The sequence below is a fragment of the Pantoea sp. PNA 14-12 genome (genome assembly GCF_004364735.1).
Classification (GTDB): domain Bacteria; phylum Pseudomonadota; class Gammaproteobacteria; order Enterobacterales; family Enterobacteriaceae; genus Pantoea; species Pantoea stewartii.
This window is the reverse complement of the sequence record NZ_SOAJ01000002.1, coordinates 722,526-742,609: the sequence shown is the minus strand read 5'-3', so window position 1 is coordinate 742,609 and position 20,084 is coordinate 722,526. Positions and strand designations below refer to the sequence as shown.

Below are 20,084 nucleotides of genomic sequence, written 5' to 3'. Positions count from 1 at the left end.
GGCGCGCCGCGGGGATTCACACATAGAAATGAATATGTTTTTTACCATGTACCGGGGACGTCTCGATCTGTGTTTTGACCCTGAACACGTCCCACAGCAGTGACTCCGTGAGAATCTCATCCGGCGTGCCCTGCGCCACCACGCCCCCGTGCAGCATAATGATAAGACGATCGCAAAACAGCGCGGCATGGTTCAGATCGTGAATTGCCACAATGCTGGTGACCGGTAGCTCGCTGATCAGCTTCATCAGCTGAATCTGGTGGTGAATATCCAGATGGTTGGTGGGCTCATCAAGCAGTATTTCATTCGGTGACTGGGCAAGGGCCCGGGCGATATGCACACGTTGCCGTTCTCCGCCAGACAGGCTCTGCCAGCCCTGATCGCAACGTGAGGCCATATCCACACGTTTCAGTGCGGCATCGACGATGTCGTCGTCCTGATGGGTCCAACTGGAAAACGGCGAGTGATGCGGAATGCGGCCCAGTTTGACGATATCGCGCACACGCATATTGGCACTGGTTAACGCATGTTGTTCAACGAAGGCGACACGGCGGGCAAGCTGTTTGCGGGCAATGGACGACAGGTCCTTGCCATCCAGCAGCACTTTACCCTTTTGTTGCTTACGCAGGCCAGCCAGAAGACGAAGCAGGGAGGATTTGCCTGAGCCATTTGGCCCCAGTAATCCCACCGTTTCGCCCGGCGATACCGCCAGGGAAACGTCATTAACGATGATTTTTTTCCCCACCTGCCAGGTAAGGTGTTCGGCGCTAATGCTCATTATTGATTCCTGGAGCGATAAATAATAACGGCAAAGAATGGCACACCCACCAGCGCGGTAACCACGCCCACCGGCAGGCTTTGGGGGGCAATCAGCATACGAGAGGCAATGTCCGCCAGCACCATCAAAATCGCACCCGCGATAGCACAGGCCACCAGCAGGCGGCTGTGCAGAGGACCGAAAAAGAAGCGCATCACATGCGGCACCACCAGCCCGACAAAGCCAATCGAGCCGGCCATGCTGACAATCGTGGCGGTCATCAGGGCGGTTGCCGTGAACAGCACCAGACGAACCACGCCAACCGGAATACCTAATGAAGCCGCGGCATCGTCGCCAAAGGTGAAGGCATCCAGCGCGCGCGCATAATAAAGACAGACCGCTAAACCGACCAGCACGACCACGACCACCAACTGAAACTCCGGCCAGCGTACGCCGCTAAAGCTGCCCAGCAGCCAGAACATGACGTCGCGCGCCTGCTGCGCATTCGCCGAGGTACTGATGGTGTAAGCGGTTATCGCATTAAAGAGTTGCGATGCCGCAACGCCCGCCAGAATCGTGCGCTCCGTCCCGCCACGTGCGCCATTGGTCAGCAGGGCAACAAACGCAAAGGCCGCAAAGGCACCGGTAAAGGCGCCCAGCGAAAGGGAGATGGCCCCCGCGCCGACGCCCGAGACCACAATCAACACCGCCCCGGTTGATGCGCCAGCCGAAACCCCTAACACGTAGGGTTCGGCCAGTGCATTCTTCAGCAGGCTCTGTAACACCGCCCCGCAGATCGCCAGACCTGCCCCACTGAATGCGGCAACCAGCGCCCGGCTTAAACGGAAATCCCAGATCACGCTTTCATGGATACGGTTAACGGGCACCGCCGTCATTCCCAGTTTATTGGTGACGGTATAAAAGACGGATTTTAGCGGTATTGATAACTCGCCTACGCTGACGCCCAGTGCAATCACCACAACCAGCACGACAAGGGCGAGGATCGCAATGGCGATAAACCCCACTCGTCGTGCCTGAACAACCCCTTCACTCATTAATTCAGGCCCATCTTACGTAACTGCTCTGCAACCTGTTCTGCACCATAAATCGTACGAATCGTCGGGTTCATCGCCTGACCGTCCATCACGACAATATGGCCTTTTTTCACGGCATCGAGCTGGCTCACGGCCGGATCGCTTTTCAGGAACTTAATCTTTTCTTCGGCGCTATCCAGCTTCCAGCGATTACGATCAAGGCTGGTGACCACGATGACATCCGGATTGGCGGCAATGATACTTTCCCAACTGACAGTGGGCCACTCGGTTTCGGTGGTAATGGCATTATGGCCGCCCAGCAGATCGGCGATAAAGCCGGAGGCACCATTTTTACCGCCCACGTAGGCATCCGCGGTGGGGGAGGAGCTGGAGAACCAAAACACGAAAGACAGGTCTTTCTTGCCTTTAGGAAAGGCTTTTCTCAGGGCGCTTTCACGCTTCTTAAAGTCGTTGATCACCTGCTGTCCGCGATCTTCAACGTTAAAGATTTTGGCAAAATCGGCGATTTCTTCGTAAACATAGGCCATATTCCACAGCGTCGAACGGCTGCCATAAATATCGCCGGTATTCTGCTTTGTGGCACACATGCCTGGTGACAGGTAGGTGTTTATGCCAACGGACTCAAAGTCTTCGCGTTTGGCAACTTTACTGCTCGGCCCCATCAGTAGCTGAATCTGGGCAGCCACAAAATCGGGGTTTTTCGCCAGGATGGATTCCAGCGTAGGGATTTCCACCGTCAGTACCGGCACTTTCGCATTCTTTTCAGCAAGCTCAGGTAACACTTTGGTCGGCCAGAATGCGCTCGCCACCATTTTATCCTGCAGGCCCAGCAGCAGCATGATTTCCGCCGTATTTTGCCCAAGCGCTACGACGCGCGCTGGCGCTTTAGTAAAGGTTTCCTTCTGACCACAGTTTTCGATGGTCAGCGGATAGGTGGTGGCCCAGGCGGAACTCGTCGTGAGGAAAATAAAACTTAACAGGCTAAGCATTTTTTTCATTGGTGTTTTCCATCATTAAATGAGACGGCATGCCGTAACGATTCTGGCGCGGCGAATTTTATCAGACAAAAAATGTAAATAGAAATCATTATTATATGAGTTGATATTTAACAAAAACGCATAAAATTTACTTCAGTTATTAGCCGGGAAAGAAATATCAGCGCAGCAATAAAGATAAATCACGCCGAGTCAAAACAGCGTGATAAGCCCTTGCTGAGGCGGCACTGACGCCGCTCTTGCATAAGAACGGGTTAATCGTTTTCCACGTGATAAAAAGATCACGAACCATTGAGCGGCATCGATATCAGAGAATAAACCCAAAAACCGCTTTGCACTTTGACCGAACGCACGATTAAAACGGGCCTGGGTGAGAGAGCAGAGTGAAACAGATAGCCTCCATTTGCGCTCCACAGTTCAGACAAACTCAGGCAACCTGGGGTGCTTATCATCCTGCCACCATTGTGGAGGATGTCATGAATACCCTTACGTTTATTGCTAAATACTGTGAATACGGCCTCAAGGTTGCAAGGTGTTTTATTATTAATGATGCACGTTTTCATACGCAGCGATTGCGTATTTTACTGGGCAGAGAGCCTGACCTGATTCATCCGGTCACCCTGAATGAAAAAATGTGTCATCGGTTGATTTATGACAGGAATCCGCATTATACGCAGTTGGCGGATAAATTAGCGGTGCGCGATTACGTGGCCAGCCGGACCGATGATGTGATGATTGTGCCACTCATTAACACGTATAAAAGCACCAAAGAGATTACGTTAAACCGTTTACCCGCGACTTTCGTTTTGAAATGCAATCACGACAGCGGCAGCACGATAATCTGTAAAGACAAAACGACGTTCAATATCAAAGCCGCTTTACTGAAGCTGGATTTAGCGATGAAAAAGAATATGTATTACACCACTCGGGAATGGCAATATAAAAACATCTCGCCGATGATTCTCTGTGAAGAATATATTGAATTGTTTGCAGGCCGTGAAAGAAGTACAACGCCTGAGATGTTGCGTATCCATTGTTTCAACGGTAATGCCAGCATTATTGAAGCGGATTTTACGGATGAGCAGGGCAGGGAATATGTCAATGTCTACAACAGAAAGTGGGAACTGCAGCCTTTCCAGATTGACTATCCTCATCATCCTGCGCCGATAGCAGAGCCCGCGTTGTTTTATCGCGCACTCTGTGCCGCGCAGGCGCTGGCAAAAGATATCGACTACTGTCGGGTCGATTTAATGCTGAAAGATGACAGCCTGTATTTTAGTGAAATCACCTTAACGCCTCAGCGCGGCAAGCTCAAAATAATGCCTCTGGAATGGGACGCTAAACTCGGCGCGATGTGGCAACAGAAGCCGTATCAACCCACCTTATCCTGCCGATCTGCCCTGGCGCGCAACGGGCCAGCGCAATAAAAACAGCGACCCGCCCTGAGAAGACGTTTTATAGCCGATATCGCCACCGTGAGCCTGCATAATTGCTTTGGCGACCGACAGGCCCAGCCCGCAGCCTGTCGGATTGGCCGCACGACCTGCGATACCACGTTGAAACGGCTCGAACATATGACGCTGGAACTCTTCGGCTACGCCCGGCCCCGCATCTTCCACCTCAATAAAGTAGGCGCTGTCCCGGACACCGCTTCGCACAGCGATCGGGCCTGGCGTGGCGTAATTGCGTGCATTATCAAATAAAATCGTCAGGCACTGAATAATTCTGAGGGGATCACATTGCGTTATCGCCTGCGTTTTCTCCATGACCAGAGTGAATCCACATTCACGGAACGGATGGCAAAACGCAGTACTGACGTTCTCCAGGATATCGCTAAACGGGACAGACTGGATATCCAGCGTAAACGAACCCCCTTCCGCCGCGCCGACAACGCGAAGGTCGTCGATCAGACGAGATAATCCCTCAGTCTGCCGCAAGAGGCTGATAAATAAGTGGGGTTCAGGCTCAAAAACGCCGTCGACCAGCCCCTGCAACCTGCCGCGCAGAATAGTCACCGGTGTGCGAAGTTCGTGGGCAATGGCCGCGTTCCAGGACTTCCTTTCGTTGTCCAGGGTCTGCAGTTTTTCCGCCATGTCGTTAAAGTCCCGGACTAACAGATTGACCTCGCCCAGGCGGCTCTGGCTGCTGGCGGCGCGCGCGCTTAAATCACCCTGAGAAATACGTCGCAGGCTGGCGGCCACGGAACTTAAGGGGTGAAGGATTTTCGCGGTGAGTTTAAACGCAAACAGCAAGGCAATCAGGATGCAGAGAGAGGAACTGATGGCGATCCAGACCCAGTCGAAGACCGTCATATTTTCGCTGTTGCTGGCGGATAAGCCACCAGGGATATGATCAATGACAAAGCTGTAGAACAGATAGGAGCCCACCACCGCAACAAAAATAATGGCTAAGGCCAGAGTCAGCATAAACAAAAGAATTTGCCGACTGAGCGCTTTGTCTTTATTCACTTCTGTTCACCCAGCCGATAGCCCATGCCGCGAATACTTTCCGGTACGCCTGATATGCCACAGTTTTCGAATTTTTTGCGTAATTTACTCATGTGGCTGTCGACCGTTCTGTCCAGCGTATCGCTTTCAGGTAAGCAGGCGTTCAGCAACTCTTCCCGACTAAAAACTCTACGTGGGTATTTTGCCATGTGCGTCAGCAGTTTAAATTCTGTCGTGGTCAGGACAGGCGTCAGTGTCTGACCGTTGCTGTGGATCTCCACATAAAACTCATCGGGATAAAGCGTCATGAAACGGGTTTTAATCAGGTTATGCGGTGCCGCCTGAGGGTTGGCGCGGCGCAACACCGCCTCGATACGGGCCACGACCTCAGAAGGATTAAACGGTTTAACGATATAATCGTCCGCACCCAGCCGAAGCCCCATGAGTTTATCGATATCCTGGTCCAGGGCTGTGACCATGATGACCGGCGTATTGCTCTCTTTGCGCAATGTTGAAAGGACATTCCAGCCATCAACGCGGGGCAACTGGATATCAAGCAGCACTAAATCAGGCTGCAGGCGGGTGATCAATGTGAGGGCTTGCTCACCGTCGGCCGCATGGACGGTTCTCATCCCGGCTCGCTTGATGTAACTCATCAGGATATCGGAGATTTCAACATCATCCTCCGCCACCAGGATTAATTTGTCGTTATTCATGACGCCCTCAACATCAAAGTCAGAAACGGTTGCCGGTCAATGTCACATCCACACCAGAATGCGTCGCCTCGCAATCGGCACAGTATGTCAGTCGCGGCAGACCAGCAAAGCACACTGCGACATAACAGACATCAGGCCCTGAACGCATACAGCACGATGAGACCGCAGGAGGCTCGCAACAGTTCACTCACCACTCTTTTTGCAGCAGGGCAAAAACCAACGTGTCCTCATACACAGGCACACCGTCTTCCTGCGTAAAACAGACATACTCTTTGAAGCAGCCTTCCAGGCGCATCCCCAGACGGCGGCATAGCGCTTGTGAGCCTGCATTATCGCTTGCAACATACGCATAGAGGCGGCGGACGTCCCTGACGTTAAAGAGATAAGTAAACAGACAGGTCGTGGCTTCCAGTGCAAAACCCTGTCCCTGATAGTGTGGATTGACATACCAGCCAACGCTTAACGTATTGTCATCGGGCTCGGCCTCACCAGAAGCAAACAGATGGCCGATCACGGCACCCGTTTCTTTTAAACAGATGGCATATTGCGTGTCATCATCGCGCCTTTTTGCGGCTTCCTCTCTGGCGGCGGCCATGTCTTCCAGTTTTTCATCGTAAAAGCATGCGGGCTGGGGATCAGACAAATAAGCAAACAGCGCTTCGGCGTCGTCCGGCATAAAACGCCGCAGGATTAATCGTTCTGATTCTGCTATTTGCATAACGCACCTTTACGTGAGGAAATAGAAGCGATAATAAGGACAGATGAAGCATTTTTAAAAGGCTGCACTGTGTGAAAACTGGCGCTATATTACTGTTGATGGTTTGATGTTGTCCATCGTATATAAGCCATTCCCCCCGTTTTTATTTAATGATTTTCTTCTCCATATTCCCTCCATAAAAATGACATCATGGCTCATTGTTCGCGCGTTAAGCTGTAACTATGCGCATTATTATGAGACCGTTCGTGATGAGGCCAGGTATTTTAATCAGGTTAAGTTATTGCTGTTTATTTTGGTCATTACTCGCGACAGGAATAAGTCCCGCATCAGGCCTGTCTCAAAAAATTTATCGTGTTCCCCACGCAAAGCCGACGGTTATTGCGCTTTATTATCCAAAAAAAACGCTCACCGTTCACGCGTGGAACCGGCATTTTTGGCAGGCCGTCGCGACAAACGCCACAGCCTGGCGCGGCGGTCGGGTTACCCGGCTGTTATATAAGTCCGTTGTCCATCGGCTGACTGAAAACTGACGGTGGAGCGCGTCGGGTGAAATGCATCCCACAGATGCGCACAAAAGGGCGTCATGCGCTGAATAACACCTGATCAGATGCAGCAGGAACACACCTTACTTATTTTCTCAGGGTAGAACATGCCTCAGTTTTTTATTAACCGCCCCGTTTTTGCCTGGGTAATTGCCATCTTTATTATCGTGTCTGGCCTGCTCGCGATTCCAAAATTACCGGTGGCCCTGTATCCGTCTGTCGCGCCGCCTACCATTACCATTAATGCCTCTTATCCGGGCTCAACGCCGGAAACGATGAACAACAGCGTGATTGCCCTGATTGAGCGTGAGCTTTCTTCGGCGAAGCACGTGCTGTATTACGAATCATCCAGCGATACCAGCGGCATGGCTTCCATTACCGTGACCTTCGCGCCGGGAACCGATCCCGAGCTGGCGCAGGTTGACGTGCAAAACCGTATAAAAGTGGTGGAGCCTCGCCTGCCGCAGGTTGTGAGACAGAATGGCCTGAGCGTTGAAGCCTCAGGCGCAAATTTTTTGATGATTGTCGGGCTGACATCGAAAGACGGTAAGCTGACTGACGCCGATCTGAGCGATTACTTTTCCCGTAACCTCTCCGAAGAACTGCGCCGGGTGGAAGGCGTGGGCCGCGTTCAGCTGTTTGGTGCCGAGAAAGCGATGCGGATTTGGATCGATCCCGTCAGGCTGAGTCAGTATCGTCTGTCCGTCAGCGATATTAACCGGGCGGTCAGCATCGAAAACGCACAGATTGCGCCAGGCCGGACCGGTGATTCACCCGCTATCCCCGGTCAGCAGGTCAGCTATCCGCTGCTGGTCACCGGGCAGCTCGGCTCACCTGAGGCGTTTGGTCATATTACCTTACGCGCCAATCCCGATGGTTCGCGCGTCATTCTGTCGGATGTGGCCCGCGTCGAACTGGGTTCCCAATCCTATGGTTTTGCTACGCGTGAAAACGGTCACGTGTCGACGGCGGCGGCCATTCAGCTGACGCCGGGAGCAAACGCCGTTAAAACCGCAGACAGGATCAGACAGCGCCTGAATGAACTGAGTAACGCCATGCCCGAAGGCATGACCTACAGCATTCCGTTTGATACCACGCCGTTTGTAAAAATCTCCATTGAGAAAGTGGTTCATACCTTTATTGAAGCCATGGTGCTGGTCTTTCTCGTCATGTACCTGTTTTTGCAAAACATTCGTTATACCTTTATCCCGGCTATTGTGGCTCCGATTGCCCTGCTGGGCACATTTACCGTTATGCTGCTGTCTGGCTTCTCGGTCAACGTACTTACGATGTTCGGTATGGTACTGGCCATAGGGATCATTGTTGATGATGCCATCGTCGTGGTGGAAAACGTCGAACGTATCATGGCGGAAGAGGGACTGGGCCCGAAAGAAGCGACCCGGAAAGCGATGAAAGAGATTACCGGCGCGGTCATCGGCATTACGTTAGTGCTGAGTGCCGTGTTTATCCCGATGGCGATGGCAAGCGGGTCGGTCGGCGCGATTTATCGCCAGTTTACGCTGACAATGGCTGTCTCTGTCTTGATCTCGGCATTTCTGGCGCTGAGCCTGACCCCCGCCCTTTGTGCGACATTGCTCAGGCCTGTCAACCAACACGCGCAGCAGAAAACAGGATTTTTTGGCGGATTTAACCGCCAGTTTGCCGCCATTACGGCGCTGTATGGTCGCGGCGTCAGTCGCTTACTGAAACGCGTCGGCAGTGCGCTGGGGGTTTACGCGGCGCTGTGTCTGCTGCTTTTCCTGGCGATGAAAAATCTGCCTTCGTCCTTTTTGCCTGAAGAGGATCAGGGCTACTTTATGACGTCCATTCAGCTACCATCGGAAGCCACGGCAGCGCGCACGTTAAACGTGGTTAAGGCTTTTGAACAGGCGGTGCTTTCACGCCCCGCGACGCAATCGACCATCGCCATTCTCGGTTTCAGCTTTGCCGGATCCGGGCCCAACTCGGCGATGGCGTTTACGACTTTAAAAGGCTGGGACGAACGAAACGGCGCGACCGCCTTTTCTGAAGCGGCGCATGCGCAGGAACAGATGGCGATGAATCCTGAAGCGGAAACCTTCAGTTTGATCCCGCCCGCCATTGATGAGCTGGGAAACTCCTCGGGCTTTACCCTGCGTCTGCAGGATCGCGGTGGTAAAGGCCTTGCTGAACTGAAGAAGGCTGAAGCGCAGTTGCTCGCGCTGGCGGCAAAAAGCCCGGTGGTCCGCAACGTTTATGTCGATGGCCTGCCTGACGGACAGATGATCCGACTGAATATTGATCGCCAGAAAGCCTTCGCGTTGGGCGTCTCTTTTGAGGAGATCAGCCAGACGCTCTCGGGAGCGATCGGTTCGCTGTACGTCAATGACTTCCCGAACCGCGATCGTATGCAGCAGGTCATTATTCAGGCGGATGCGAGATATCGCATGCAACCGGACGACGTCCTGGCGTTATATGTGCGCAACGCGACAGGCGGCATGGTGCAGCTCGCTGAGTTTGTGCAGGCTCAGTGGGAAACTGCCCCCTTGCAACAGGTGCGTTATCAGGGCTACCCGTCAATAAAAATCACCGGTAACCCTGCACCAGGCTATTCAAGTGGCGATGCGCTTAACGAGATGGAACGTCTGGTAAAGCAGTTGCCTGAAGGGTTTGCCCTTGAGTGGAGCGGCGGATCGTTACAGGAGCAGCAATCTGCATCAGAAGCGCCCGCGCTCATGGTGCTGTCGATGCTGGTGGTCTTTCTGGTGCTCGCGGCGCTGTATGAAAGCTGGTCAGTTCCGATATCGGTCATGCTGGTCGTCCCGCTGGGACTGCTGGGAGCGGTACTGATGGTCAGCATGCTGGATATGCAAAACGACGTCTTTTTTAAAGTCGGGATGATCACTCTCATCGGGCTGTCGGCAAAAAATGCCATTTTGATCGTCGAGTTTGCGAAACAGATTCACGAAGGTGGTAAGGGGCTGGTCGACGCCACCTTAGCGGCTTCACGTATGCGTTTGCGGCCTGTTCTGATGACATCGCTGGCGTTTACCTTGGGTGTTGTACCGCTGATGCTGGCCACAGGGGCCAGCGCGACAACGCAAAAGGCGATTGGAACGGGCGTGTTTGGTGGCATGATCAGCGGCACGTTGGCCATCTTCTTTGTTCCGCTGTTCTATTTCTCGGTCATGAAGGTCGTGGAGAAACTGACGCGCAAGCGGTCTTAACAGTGTGCAGGGCCGCGTGGGCAAAGGCCGCCTCCTGGCGTGAAAAGCACAGTGGAGAAGACCAACGCCTTCTGCATTGTCGCCGGGAGGCGGACAGAGCGTAAATAACGGACGTGCCTGTTTCGTTCGTGGATCTGGATTGTGAACGGGCCGCCCCACCAAAGATGCTGTCCGGTCAGTGCCGTGAGCGCCACTTGTGAAACCGCAGAGCGATAAAAGCCGCACCATAAAAAAAGCCAGCGCAGAAAGCGCTGGCTTGATACAAGTACACCGGAATCAGAACTGGTAAGTCAGACCCACGGCCAGGATATTGTCGGTTGAAATACCGGCTGCCTGAGTAAAGTCGGTTTCATCAAGCAGGTTGATCTTGTAATCGATGATGGCTGACATGTTTTTATTGAAGTAATAAGCCGCGCCTACGTCGATGTATTTCACTAAATCCCGATCGCCATAGCTTTCAAGATCTTTCCCTTTTGACTGCAGATACGCGATGCTGGGGCGCAGACCGAAGTCAAACTGGTATTGTGCAACGAGTTCAACGTTCTGGGCTTTATTGGCGTAGCCTGGATTGCCATTACCAATGCGGGTAGCATTGTATGTCTGTGTATATTGGGCTGCCAGGTAAATAGCATTGGCATCGTATTTCAGGGCGCCTGAATACGTTTCAGCATTATCGCCTTCGCCCAATGCCAGGCCGTTCTGGTCCAGCGTACGCTTAGAATGGGAATAGGCGACACCGAAATTCACACCTTCTGGCAGAGCATACGTTACAGCCGCGCCATAGCCATCGCCATTCTGTTTCACTGCATTTCGGTTGTTATTGGTGAGACTGCCGCCTTCAGCGTTGGAGCCCCCATTTCTGCCCTGGTACTGCAAGGCAAAATTAAGGCCGGAGACCAGGCCAAAGAAATCGGTGTTACGATAGGTTGCCAGGCCATTGGCACGCTGCTGCATAAAGTTATCCGAGCCGTAGCTGTCACCGCCGAACTCTGGCAGGACGTCGGTCCAGGAGGTGACATCGTAAACGACGCCGTAGTTGCGGCCATAGTTGACCGAACCATACTCACCGAATTTGAGACCGGCGAAGCCTAAACGTGTCCAGGACTGGTTTTCAGACCTTTCATCACGGTTCGCCTGCATATTGTATTCCCACTGACCAAATCCAGTCAGTTGGTTAGTAATCTGTGTTTCACCTTTTACACCGAGACGGGCATAGGAGTTATCCCCACGTCCGTCGTTATCACTGGTGAAATAGTGCAGCCCCTGCATTTTACCGTAGAGATCAATTTTATTACCGTCTTTGTTATAAACTTCCGCAGCATTTGTTACGCCTGCGGAGAATAAGGTGGTAACGGCCACTGCAACTAAGTTAAGTTTCATTAAAGAAATCCTTTTAATTATGTTTTATCTCGACCAGAGCAATTGAAAAGTATGGTGCGCTTAAATGGCGCGTTATTTTTAAAATAGAATGCAGTGTAAATTCAATAATAAGTTTCCGTAAGATCTTGTTTGTTTTTGTTTATATGATCCCGATCCAGTAATCAGTGGTTATTTGTTATCACTTTATTATGCTGTTTGATTTTATTGTGATATTTATTTTGAATGTTTTTGTATATATTTTTACCTTGGCGGTGTTTGTTGTTACTGCTTCTTATTTTTACTTTTTGTTTGAATTTTTATGGGTGTCGCTGTGATGGTTTATGTCATTTTTTGTATCGATCAGAAGTCGTAACTAGCATGTTAATTACAGAGGCATATCTTAAGTAATAGTTAAAGCTGTATCGAATTATATTATTAGACTTCGAGTGAAAGGCAGCGTGAATAGTGTCAAGAGAGAGGTATTTTGCAGATGAGACTAACGCTGTAATGAAGATTTCTTAAAAAATGCCCATCAAGCCTCCTGACGCTGTTGCAGCATCGGTTAAAACATCGGGCCTGATCGTTTTCTGTATTAGCCTGCCAGCACAAAAAATGGAGCAGGTTGCTAAGCGTATTCATTTTTTTAGGTGACACCTTAGAAAGGTACGCGTGATTAAAGCGCGTTTTTATCATACCTGTACGGATTGCAGTAATAATAAGTCTGCGTCGATGCATCAGGTGTTCATAGATGATGCGGTGTTGATGTTTAATTCGCTGTTAACGTATTCACATCTCGCATTTCAAAATGAACTCACTATCCGAAATGGGTTTTCTTTTTGAAATTCTCATTTTTTTATTTCGTGACGCATTTCACTTTTACCCCTTCACCTTCTTTTACGGCCAAATAAATTAAATCCTTTCTTCTCAGGCGATTGCATTATTTCTTCTGTTTTTTTATCGGGTCTGGCACGGCGTCTGCAAACAATAACGTTGTCGCGTATAACACTGGAGATAATGGCATGGCTTATAAAATTTTACTCCCACAGGAAATTATGGCGGAAGGGAGAGCGTATCTGGAGAGTCGGGGCTATGAATTAATTACGGGCTCTGGCATGGAAGAGGAAGACATTATTCGTGATATTCCCGACTGTGATGGCATCATCGTTCGGCTTTCAAAAATGTCTGAACGTGTATTTAACGCCGCGAAAAAACTCAAAGTCGTCGCACGACACGGTGCGGGCTACGATACTGTCGATCTTGAGGCCGCGAAACGTCACGGTGTTGTGGTGCTGAATGCGCCGGTGGCGAACAGCATGTCCGTGGCCGAACTGGCTATTTTCTACATGCTGCACTGTTCCCGCAATTTCAGGTTGGTTGAAGAGAAAATGCTTGAGGATTACTACTGGGCAAAATTGCGCACGCCCAAAGTGGAACTGGATGGCAAAACGCTGGGATTAATTGGTGTAGGCAATATTGGCTCGCGCGTCGCTGTTAAAGCCTTACGGGGTTTTAATATGAAAGTGATTGCATACGATCCCTATAAGACGCAGGAACAAATGCCAGACGGCGTTGAACGTACAGATGATATTGACCGCATTTTCAGCGAAAGCGACGTTGTCTCTTTGCATTGCCCGACAACGGCAGAGACCCAGAATTTCGTCGGAGAAAAGCAATTTGCCATGATGAAACCGACGTCTTACTTCATTAATACTGCGCGCGGCAAACTCGTCGATGAAAAAGCGCTGTATCACGCCCTCAGTCACCACCTTATTGCCGGCGCAGGTCTGGACGTTTTAAAGAAAGAGCCCTTCGACGCCAGCGATCCGATTTTTTCACTCAGCAATGTCGTTATTGGCCCTCATATCGGTGCCGCAACGAAAGAAGCCACCGACAGAGCCTCACTTCATACCGCCATAGGGATTGATGAGGTGCTGTCGGGTAAAAAACCAACCTGGCCCGTTCCTGGCTTTGGAGAATAATAAAATGACTATTGGAAATCGTATTTATTTAAAACGTCCTGCAGGTAAGCCTGATTTACTCAAGGAATACGCGCAACTTCCCGCTGCGAATATCGCCGATACCATGAATCGTATTGCGGTGTTGGGCAACGGTATCAGGCGGATTTCTTCCCCTCAAAAACCGGTTATGGCGGGTTATGCCATTACGGTGAAAGCGCGCGCGGGCGACAACCTGATGTTGCATGCCGCACTGGATATGGCGACGGAGAATGACGTTATTGTCGTATCTAATGAAGGTGACCGTTCGCGAGCCCTGATGGGCGAAATCATGGTGGCTTACGCGCATCACTGCAAGAAGATCGCTGGCATCGTGCTGGATGGTCCCATCCGCGATATTGATGCTTTGTCACAGTTGGATTTTCCCCTTTTTGCCACAGGGGCAAACCCGGCCGGTCCGTTTAAAGAAGGTCCTGGCGAAGTAAATACACCTGTTGCGGTGGGTGGCGTAGCCGTGTGCCCTGGCGATCTCATTATTGGTGATGCGGATGGCGTAATTGTTGTTCCTTTGCATGATGCAGAACCCTTACTCGAAAAAGCTAAAGCGTATGCAGCATTCGATGCGAGCAAAGTTGAAGCCGCAAAAAACGGCACGGCAAATCGTGAATGGGTCACCAAATCACTGGAAGAAAAGGGCGTTGAATTTATTAACGACGTATTTCGTTAGTCGACCAATATAATATCCATTCGCTCAAACCACGGGAGTCATGCTCTCGTGGTGATAAGCAAAGGTAAAAATATATGTTCTCTTTAAAAATCTTATTGATCGTGTTTTTCCCGGTTTTATTCTGGATCTTGCCTAACCCTGACGAGATTTCCGCCACGACCTGGCATATGGTCGGTATTTATCTGGCGATGTTATGCGGGCTGGTATTTCGGCCTTTTACGGATGCGATTATTATGCTCATTATCCTCGGCATCGCATCTGTTTTTATCGATCCTCATATTCTGTTTGCAGGTTATGGCACGGCCATGGTCTGGTTTATTATCAGCGCCTTTATTATTTGTAAGGCATTCGTTATTACCGGACTGGGTAAGCGTATCGCCTACATTTTACTGAAACGCTACGGCAGAAATACTCTGACGCTGGGTTATCTGATGATGGTTACGGACACCGTGCTGGCTCCGGCCACCGGCTCGAATATGTCGCGCTCTGGCGGTATCGTCTATCCCATTTTCCGCAACATTGCTGAAGCGTTGGGCTCAAAACCTGACGAAGGTAGCCGCCGGATTGGTTCCTACCTGACGATTCTGATGTATGTCGTATCAATGGGAACATCCAGCTTGTTTTTAACCGGTATGGCCACCAACGCTATCACCGTGTCACTGGCTAACGAAATTATGAAGGTCGATCTGGACTGGATGACCTGGTTTAAGGCGGCCATTATTCCGGCCGGATTAGTTCTGCTGCTGTGTCCCTGGATACTTTATAAAGTTTACGCGCCTGAACTGAAAAAAATTGATAACGTCAATGAGATCGCTGAACAGGGACTGCGTGAACTCGGGCCGGTGAAGCGCGAAGAGAAACTGCTGATCGTGTTTTTTATTCTGGGCGTTTTGGGATGGATGACCGGCTCAGTAACGGGTATTCCTTTTATTCCGGTTGGCTTTGCATTCCTTGCCTGCTTGTTGTTATTTAAAGTGCTGAGCTGGGAACATGTGGTCAGTGAAAAAGCGGCCTGGCAAACGTTTGTCTGGTACGGCGCGTTCTATGGATGTGCTGTCGCGCTGTCAAAAGGCGGGTTCTACGTTTTCCTGGTGGGGGTGATTAAAAACTACCTGGATCTTTCTCATCTCAATGAATTTAGCGCAATTGGTGTGCTGATTTTTATCAGTCTTGCCGTACGTTATTTCTTTGTCTCAAACAGTGCGTTTGTCGTCTCTTTTTATCCCGTGTTGTTTACCCTCGGCATGACGACGCAGGCCAATCCAATGTACGTTGCATTGTCGTTGGCGTTTTCAGCAGGCTACGGTGCTCTCCTCACGCATTACGGTAACGGAGCGGGGGTTTTTACCTTCTCCAGTGGCTATGTGCCGCAAAAAACCTTCTGGCTGTTGGGCACAATGATGGTGCTGTTTAACGTCATTGTTTATTTCCTGCTCGGCATTCCTTACTGGAAATTCATCGGTATCTGATCGGAGGATAAACATGAAACTGGATCTTCGTATCAAAAATGGCCTGACGATAGACGGCCACGGCCAGAATTATATTCAGCGGGATGTGGGCATTATGGGGGATGTTATCGTTGATCTTACCCAGGTTGACGGCATTGAAGCTGAAACTGAAATTGATGCCGCAGGCTGTATTGTCCTTCCCGGTTTAATTGACTTTCATACTCATGTTTTTCATGGCGGAACGGCTATCAGCGTGAATCCAGACATCATTTGTTTGCCCAATGGCGTAACCAGCGTGGTTGACGCTGGCAGTAGCGGTTGGGTCAATTATGGATTGTTCCGTAACAGTGTGATCAACACGGCTACGGTAAGGATAAAAAGTTACTTAAATGTAGTAAATGTAGGCCTGTCTACGCTGGGTGGTGGGCCGACGGGATATCTGGAAAACACGAACCCGGCCAATTTTAATCGGGAAAAAATAAAGCAGGTTGTCAGCAAAAATGCAGACAATATTCTGGGCCTGAAGCTGCGCTACAGTCAGGATATTGCGAAAGGCAAACCCTACAGCAGCGATCCTTTTCTGACGACCGTTGCGCTGGCACGTGAGCTGAATACCTCGTTATGCGTGCACGTCACGGATTCCCAACGCCAGGCGGACGAACTCATCCCGCATTTCAACCCGGGTGATATATACGCGCACTGCTTTCACGGAACGGGTCACACCATCCTTAATGAGCAGGGCGAAGTGTACCCGTCGATTCAGGCAGCCCAGCGGAAAGGCGTCATCTTTGACTGTTCAAATGGCGTGGCGCATTTTGATTTTAATATTGCCCGTCATGCGATGGCGCAGGGATTTTATCCCGATATTATCAGCACGGACTTAACGCAGCGTAACAGCCTGCGTACGAATAAGGTCTACAGTCTGCTTCATGTCATGTCAAAATACCTGAATATGGGTATGTCACTGTTTGATATCGTAAAAGCGGTCACCAGCACCCCTGCCAGGCTAATGAAAATGCAGGGCCAGATCGGAACGCTCACACCGGGGGCATTTGCCGACATCGCCGTGGTTAAAATACGTCAGGCAAAAACCATTTTCGAAGACACGAGGGGCAATCAGTTACAAGGCGATCGCTATATTGATAACTGCTTAACCATCAGTCGTGGGCAGATCTGCTATCGCCGTCTGCATGTTTAATCACGCCTTATCCGTTCGCTCAGTCCTGGAATATTAACGCCAGGTGGCTTTTACGTGCCTGCACATGACGTCTGTCAATATAGGGGCAGACGTTATCTTTATACTTGTTCAGCGCGTTATCGATATAATCGGACTGTTAATGAAGTTCAATGAAATTGTCATTTTCTCTGTTTCAAAAACCATTACTCAGCGTATCTCTAATGTGCTGTTTGAAAAACAGCTAGAATTACCCGTCTACGAAATAGGTTATTCAGATGTGCTGGATAAAGCGAATGAAATGATTCGCGCCGGCACCAGAATCATCATCAGTCGTGGCGGTACCGCTGCCTTACTGCGCAGCAGCCTGGCCATCCCGGTGGTCGAAATTGCACATGATTTTCAAGGCGTGAACCGTATTCTGCAGGAAGCAAAAATCAAGTCACAGAAGATTGCTGCGGTCGGCTTTCCCCAGTTTTGCCACGCGCTTAAGCATTATCAACATATGACTCATGATAATTTCAAGATCTGTCAGGTCTATAATCATTACGATATCGATAATGTCGTCAAAAGCCTTGCGGAAAATAATTATCAGGTCGTGATTGGCGGTCTGACCGTTGCTGAAATGGCCAAAAAATATGGTCTGAAGGTTGTAATGGGGGATACCGATAATATCTCTATTGAACAGGCCATCAACGAGGCCTTCAGCCTGTTAAAATATATTAACCAGGAAAATCTGAAGCTGGAGATAAGTCAGTCCGCGATAAATCAGTCACGGGAAGGCATTATGTGTCTCGACCCGATGGGGACTGTCGTCACAATAAACAGCAAAGGAAAAGCGCTTTTTCAGTGCCGCGTCGGGGAGAAAATATACAAAAAAGAAGGATTCAAAGACGTATACAATGCCATTATTGACGAGTCTGACGTCAGCGATATGACCCTTGAACTTGACGGGGAACGCATTTCTGTCGCGATAAAGCATTACTGTAAGCGGCAGGAGAGCTATTCAATCGTGACCGGCTGTCTGCAATCGCAAGCCCCGTGGCGAAACACGGTCAGTAAAAAGCGAAAACAGCGTGCTTTTTATACCCGTTACACCTTTGATGATATTGTTGGTGAGTCAGCCAGTATTAAGTCAGCGATCGAAAAAGCAAAGCGTTGTGCCAGCCATGATGCACCTGTCCATATTTTAGGTGATACCGGTACGGGTAAAGAATTGTTTGCTCAAAGCATTCACCAGCACAGCACCCGAAGCCACAGCCCGTTCATTGCGATTAACTGCGCGGCGATTCCTGAAAGTCTGCTTGAAAGTGAACTGTTTGGTTATGCTGACGGGGCATTTACCCAGGCCCGGAAAGGGGGCAAGCCCGGTATCTTTGAGATGGCGATGAAGGGCACCGTATTTATTGATGAAATCAGCGAGGCCCCACTCAACGTACAGGTCAAATTACTGCGTGTGCTACAGGAAAAACAGTTTGTTCGCGTGGGCGGTGATGGGCTGATTGCGGCGGATTTTCGACTCATAACAGCAAGTAATAAAGATTTGAAGGCGCAGATAACCATGGGCGCTTTTCGTCAGGATCTTTATTACCGTATCAATATCCTCACACTCCGGCTTCCCGCGCTGACTGAGCGTAAAGGTGACGTTGAACCTCTTATCCGGCATTTACTTCACCAGCAGGGAAAAGACAGGGTCTTTTCGCCGGATGCGCTGGCGTATTTAAACCGTTATCACTGGCCGGGGAATATACGAGAACTGCAATCGGTCGTGTGCAGACTGGCGGTATTTCATCAGGGCGGTACGGTCGATAAATCGACCGTGATCTCGTTGCTTGAGGATGAGCAGGTACTCAATAACGTGGTGTATGAATCATCCTCTTTGGCGTGCACAGACGCTGAAACCGATCTTCTGAAAAAACAGGAGCGCCGGCTAATTATTGACGTGATGGCAAAATGCCAGGGTGATAAAACCCAGGCGGCGGCAATGCTGGGGATCAGTGCGACCACCCTGTGGCGTAAGCTAAAAGCGTATGAGATCAGCGGCTGAATGTCGACAACGGTGCCGCTTTGATATAGTCAATAAACGTCCGCAATGCCGAAGACATATACTGGCGATTAGGGTAATAAAACTGCAGGCTGGGCCGTTCCGGTAACCAGTCCTCCAGTACCGAGATCAGACTGCCGTTTGCCAGATGATCTTTCACCTGCTCGTAATAGAGATAGCCGAGCCCCGCCCCCTGCAGTACGGCATCCAACTGTGAATCCATGTCGTCAAGGATGATGTTTCCGCCGGGAAGAAGCGCAAACTGGCCGTCCGGTCCGTTGAATTCCCACTGATAAATCCGGCCACTGCGATGACGAAACATGACGCACGGGTGCACGTCGATTTCGCGTGGATGCGTGGGACGAGGATGACGGGCAAAATAATCGGGACTGGCCGCGACCACCAGTTTGACTTTTGGCCCTACCGGCAGGGCAATCATGTCTTTTTCCAGCGTACTGCTCAGGCGAATGCCCGCATCAAAACCCTCTTTCACAATATCGACCAGCCTGTCTTCTGTCGTGATTTCCACACGAATATCCGGATAGCGCTGGCTAAACCCGGTGACCAGCGGAATCAGCACCAGACGTGAGGCAAGGCGCGAGGCATTGATTTTCAGCACGCCCATCGGCGTCTGGCGATAGCAGTTGGCTTCATCCAGCACCATGTTGATTTCATCGAAAGCGGGGCGTAAACGTTCAAACATGCGGGCGCCGGCTTCGGTGAGTGACACGCTGCGCGTGGTACGGTTAAACAGGCGAATTTTCAGCCGCTGCTCCAGTTGCTTAATCGCGTGGCTGACTGCCGATGGCGACAGTCCGAGTTCATCTCCCGCGGCGCGAAAACTGTTGTGCCGGGCAACGGCAATAAAAGTCGCGAAGTCATAGACGTTCAGTTTCATTGATGAAAATCCCTCATTAACCCGTATCAAATCATACGATTCC

At 50.5% G+C, this 20,084-nt stretch carries 15 protein-coding genes; 7 read left to right on the top strand and 8 right to left on the bottom strand.

The features are described from left to right. Positions 1-16: 16 nt before the first annotated feature. The 3 genes from C7434_RS10990 to C7434_RS10980 are packed head-to-tail and all read right to left on the bottom strand — an operon-like array spanning position 17 to position 2,810. A complete protein-coding gene (locus C7434_RS10990) occupies positions 17-778 on the bottom strand; it encodes an ABC transporter ATP-binding protein (protein ID WP_006120484.1) in 762 nt (253 codons plus the stop codon). Next, positions 778-1,812: an iron chelate uptake ABC transporter family permease subunit gene (locus C7434_RS10985; RefSeq protein WP_033739425.1), complete on the bottom strand. Its 1,035-nt coding sequence runs from the start codon at positions 1,810-1,812 to the stop codon at positions 778-780. The genes C7434_RS10990 and C7434_RS10985 overlap by 1 nt, the downstream gene beginning before the upstream one ends. After that, a complete protein-coding gene (locus C7434_RS10980; protein ID WP_006120487.1) occupies positions 1,812-2,810 on the bottom strand; it encodes an ABC transporter substrate-binding protein in 999 nt (332 codons plus the stop codon). The genes C7434_RS10985 and C7434_RS10980 overlap by 1 nt, the downstream gene beginning before the upstream one ends. Positions 2,811-3,283: 473 nt before the next feature. On the opposite strand from C7434_RS10980, the gene C7434_RS10975 reads away from it, so the two are divergent. After that, complete coding sequence (locus C7434_RS10975) at positions 3,284-4,234, top strand: ATP-grasp fold amidoligase family protein (RefSeq protein ID WP_033739424.1); 951 nt, start codon at positions 3,284-3,286, stop codon at positions 4,232-4,234. Here C7434_RS10975 and C7434_RS10970 read toward each other — a convergent pair. From C7434_RS10970 to C7434_RS10960, 3 genes are all read right to left on the bottom strand, one after another. Further along, a complete protein-coding gene (locus C7434_RS10970) occupies positions 4,190-5,275 on the bottom strand; it encodes an ATP-binding protein (RefSeq protein WP_033739422.1) in 1,086 nt (361 codons plus the stop codon). The genes C7434_RS10975 and C7434_RS10970 overlap by 45 nt on opposite strands. Further along, positions 5,272-5,970 carry a response regulator gene (locus tag C7434_RS10965; RefSeq protein WP_033739419.1) on the bottom strand — a complete coding sequence of 233 codons (699 nt, stop codon included), beginning with the start codon at positions 5,968-5,970 and terminating at the stop codon, positions 5,272-5,274. Before C7434_RS10965 ends, C7434_RS10970 begins: the two co-directional genes overlap by 4 nt. 187 nt (positions 5,971-6,157) lie before the next feature. Continuing rightward, positions 6,158-6,688 carry a GNAT family protein gene (locus C7434_RS10960; RefSeq protein ID WP_033739417.1) on the bottom strand — a complete coding sequence of 177 codons (531 nt, stop codon included), beginning with the start codon at positions 6,686-6,688 and terminating at the stop codon, positions 6,158-6,160. Positions 6,689-7,337: 649 nt separating this feature from the next. On the opposite strand from C7434_RS10960, the gene C7434_RS10955 reads away from it, so the two are divergent. Continuing rightward, positions 7,338-10,436, top strand: a complete 3,099-nt coding sequence (locus tag C7434_RS10955) for a multidrug efflux RND transporter permease subunit (RefSeq protein ID WP_033739415.1) — start codon at positions 7,338-7,340, stop codon at positions 10,434-10,436. A gap of 276 nt (positions 10,437-10,712) precedes the next feature. Here the strand turns inward: C7434_RS10955 and ompC are convergent, their stop codons facing one another. Then, on the bottom strand, positions 10,713-11,816 hold the full coding sequence (gene ompC, locus C7434_RS10950; protein ID WP_133745462.1) for a porin OmpC: 1,104 nt from the start codon (positions 11,814-11,816) through the stop codon (positions 10,713-10,715). A 998-nt stretch (positions 11,817-12,814) separates the two neighbouring features. On the opposite strand from ompC, the gene C7434_RS10945 reads away from it, so the two are divergent. The 5 genes from C7434_RS10945 (at position 12,815) to C7434_RS10925 (ending at position 19,146) form a co-directional block, all read left to right on the top strand. After that, positions 12,815-13,774 (top strand): hydroxyacid dehydrogenase, encoded by a 960-nt coding sequence (locus C7434_RS10945; RefSeq protein WP_033739411.1) that lies wholly within the window; start codon positions 12,815-12,817, stop codon positions 13,772-13,774. 4 nt (positions 13,775-13,778) lie between these two features. After that, on the top strand, positions 13,779-14,477 hold the full coding sequence (locus tag C7434_RS10940; protein ID WP_033739409.1) for an RraA family protein: 699 nt from the start codon (positions 13,779-13,781) through the stop codon (positions 14,475-14,477). 74 nt (positions 14,478-14,551) lie between these two features. After that, positions 14,552-15,946, top strand: coding sequence for a DASS family sodium-coupled anion symporter (locus tag C7434_RS10935; RefSeq protein WP_033739407.1), 1,395 nt, complete (start codon positions 14,552-14,554; stop codon positions 15,944-15,946). Positions 15,947-15,959: 13 nt separating this feature from the next. Next, positions 15,960-17,123, top strand: a complete 1,164-nt coding sequence (locus C7434_RS10930) for a metallo-dependent hydrolase (RefSeq protein ID WP_033739405.1) — start codon at positions 15,960-15,962, stop codon at positions 17,121-17,123. A gap of 139 nt (positions 17,124-17,262) precedes the next feature. After that, positions 17,263-19,146, top strand: a complete 1,884-nt coding sequence (locus C7434_RS10925; protein WP_133745461.1) for a sigma 54-interacting transcriptional regulator — start codon at positions 17,263-17,265, stop codon at positions 19,144-19,146. Here the strand turns inward: C7434_RS10925 and C7434_RS10920 are convergent. Further along, positions 19,136-20,041, bottom strand: coding sequence for a LysR family transcriptional regulator (locus C7434_RS10920; protein ID WP_033739403.1), 906 nt, complete (start codon positions 20,039-20,041; stop codon positions 19,136-19,138). The genes C7434_RS10925 and C7434_RS10920 overlap by 11 nt on opposite strands. Positions 20,042-20,084: the final 43 nt, after the last annotated feature.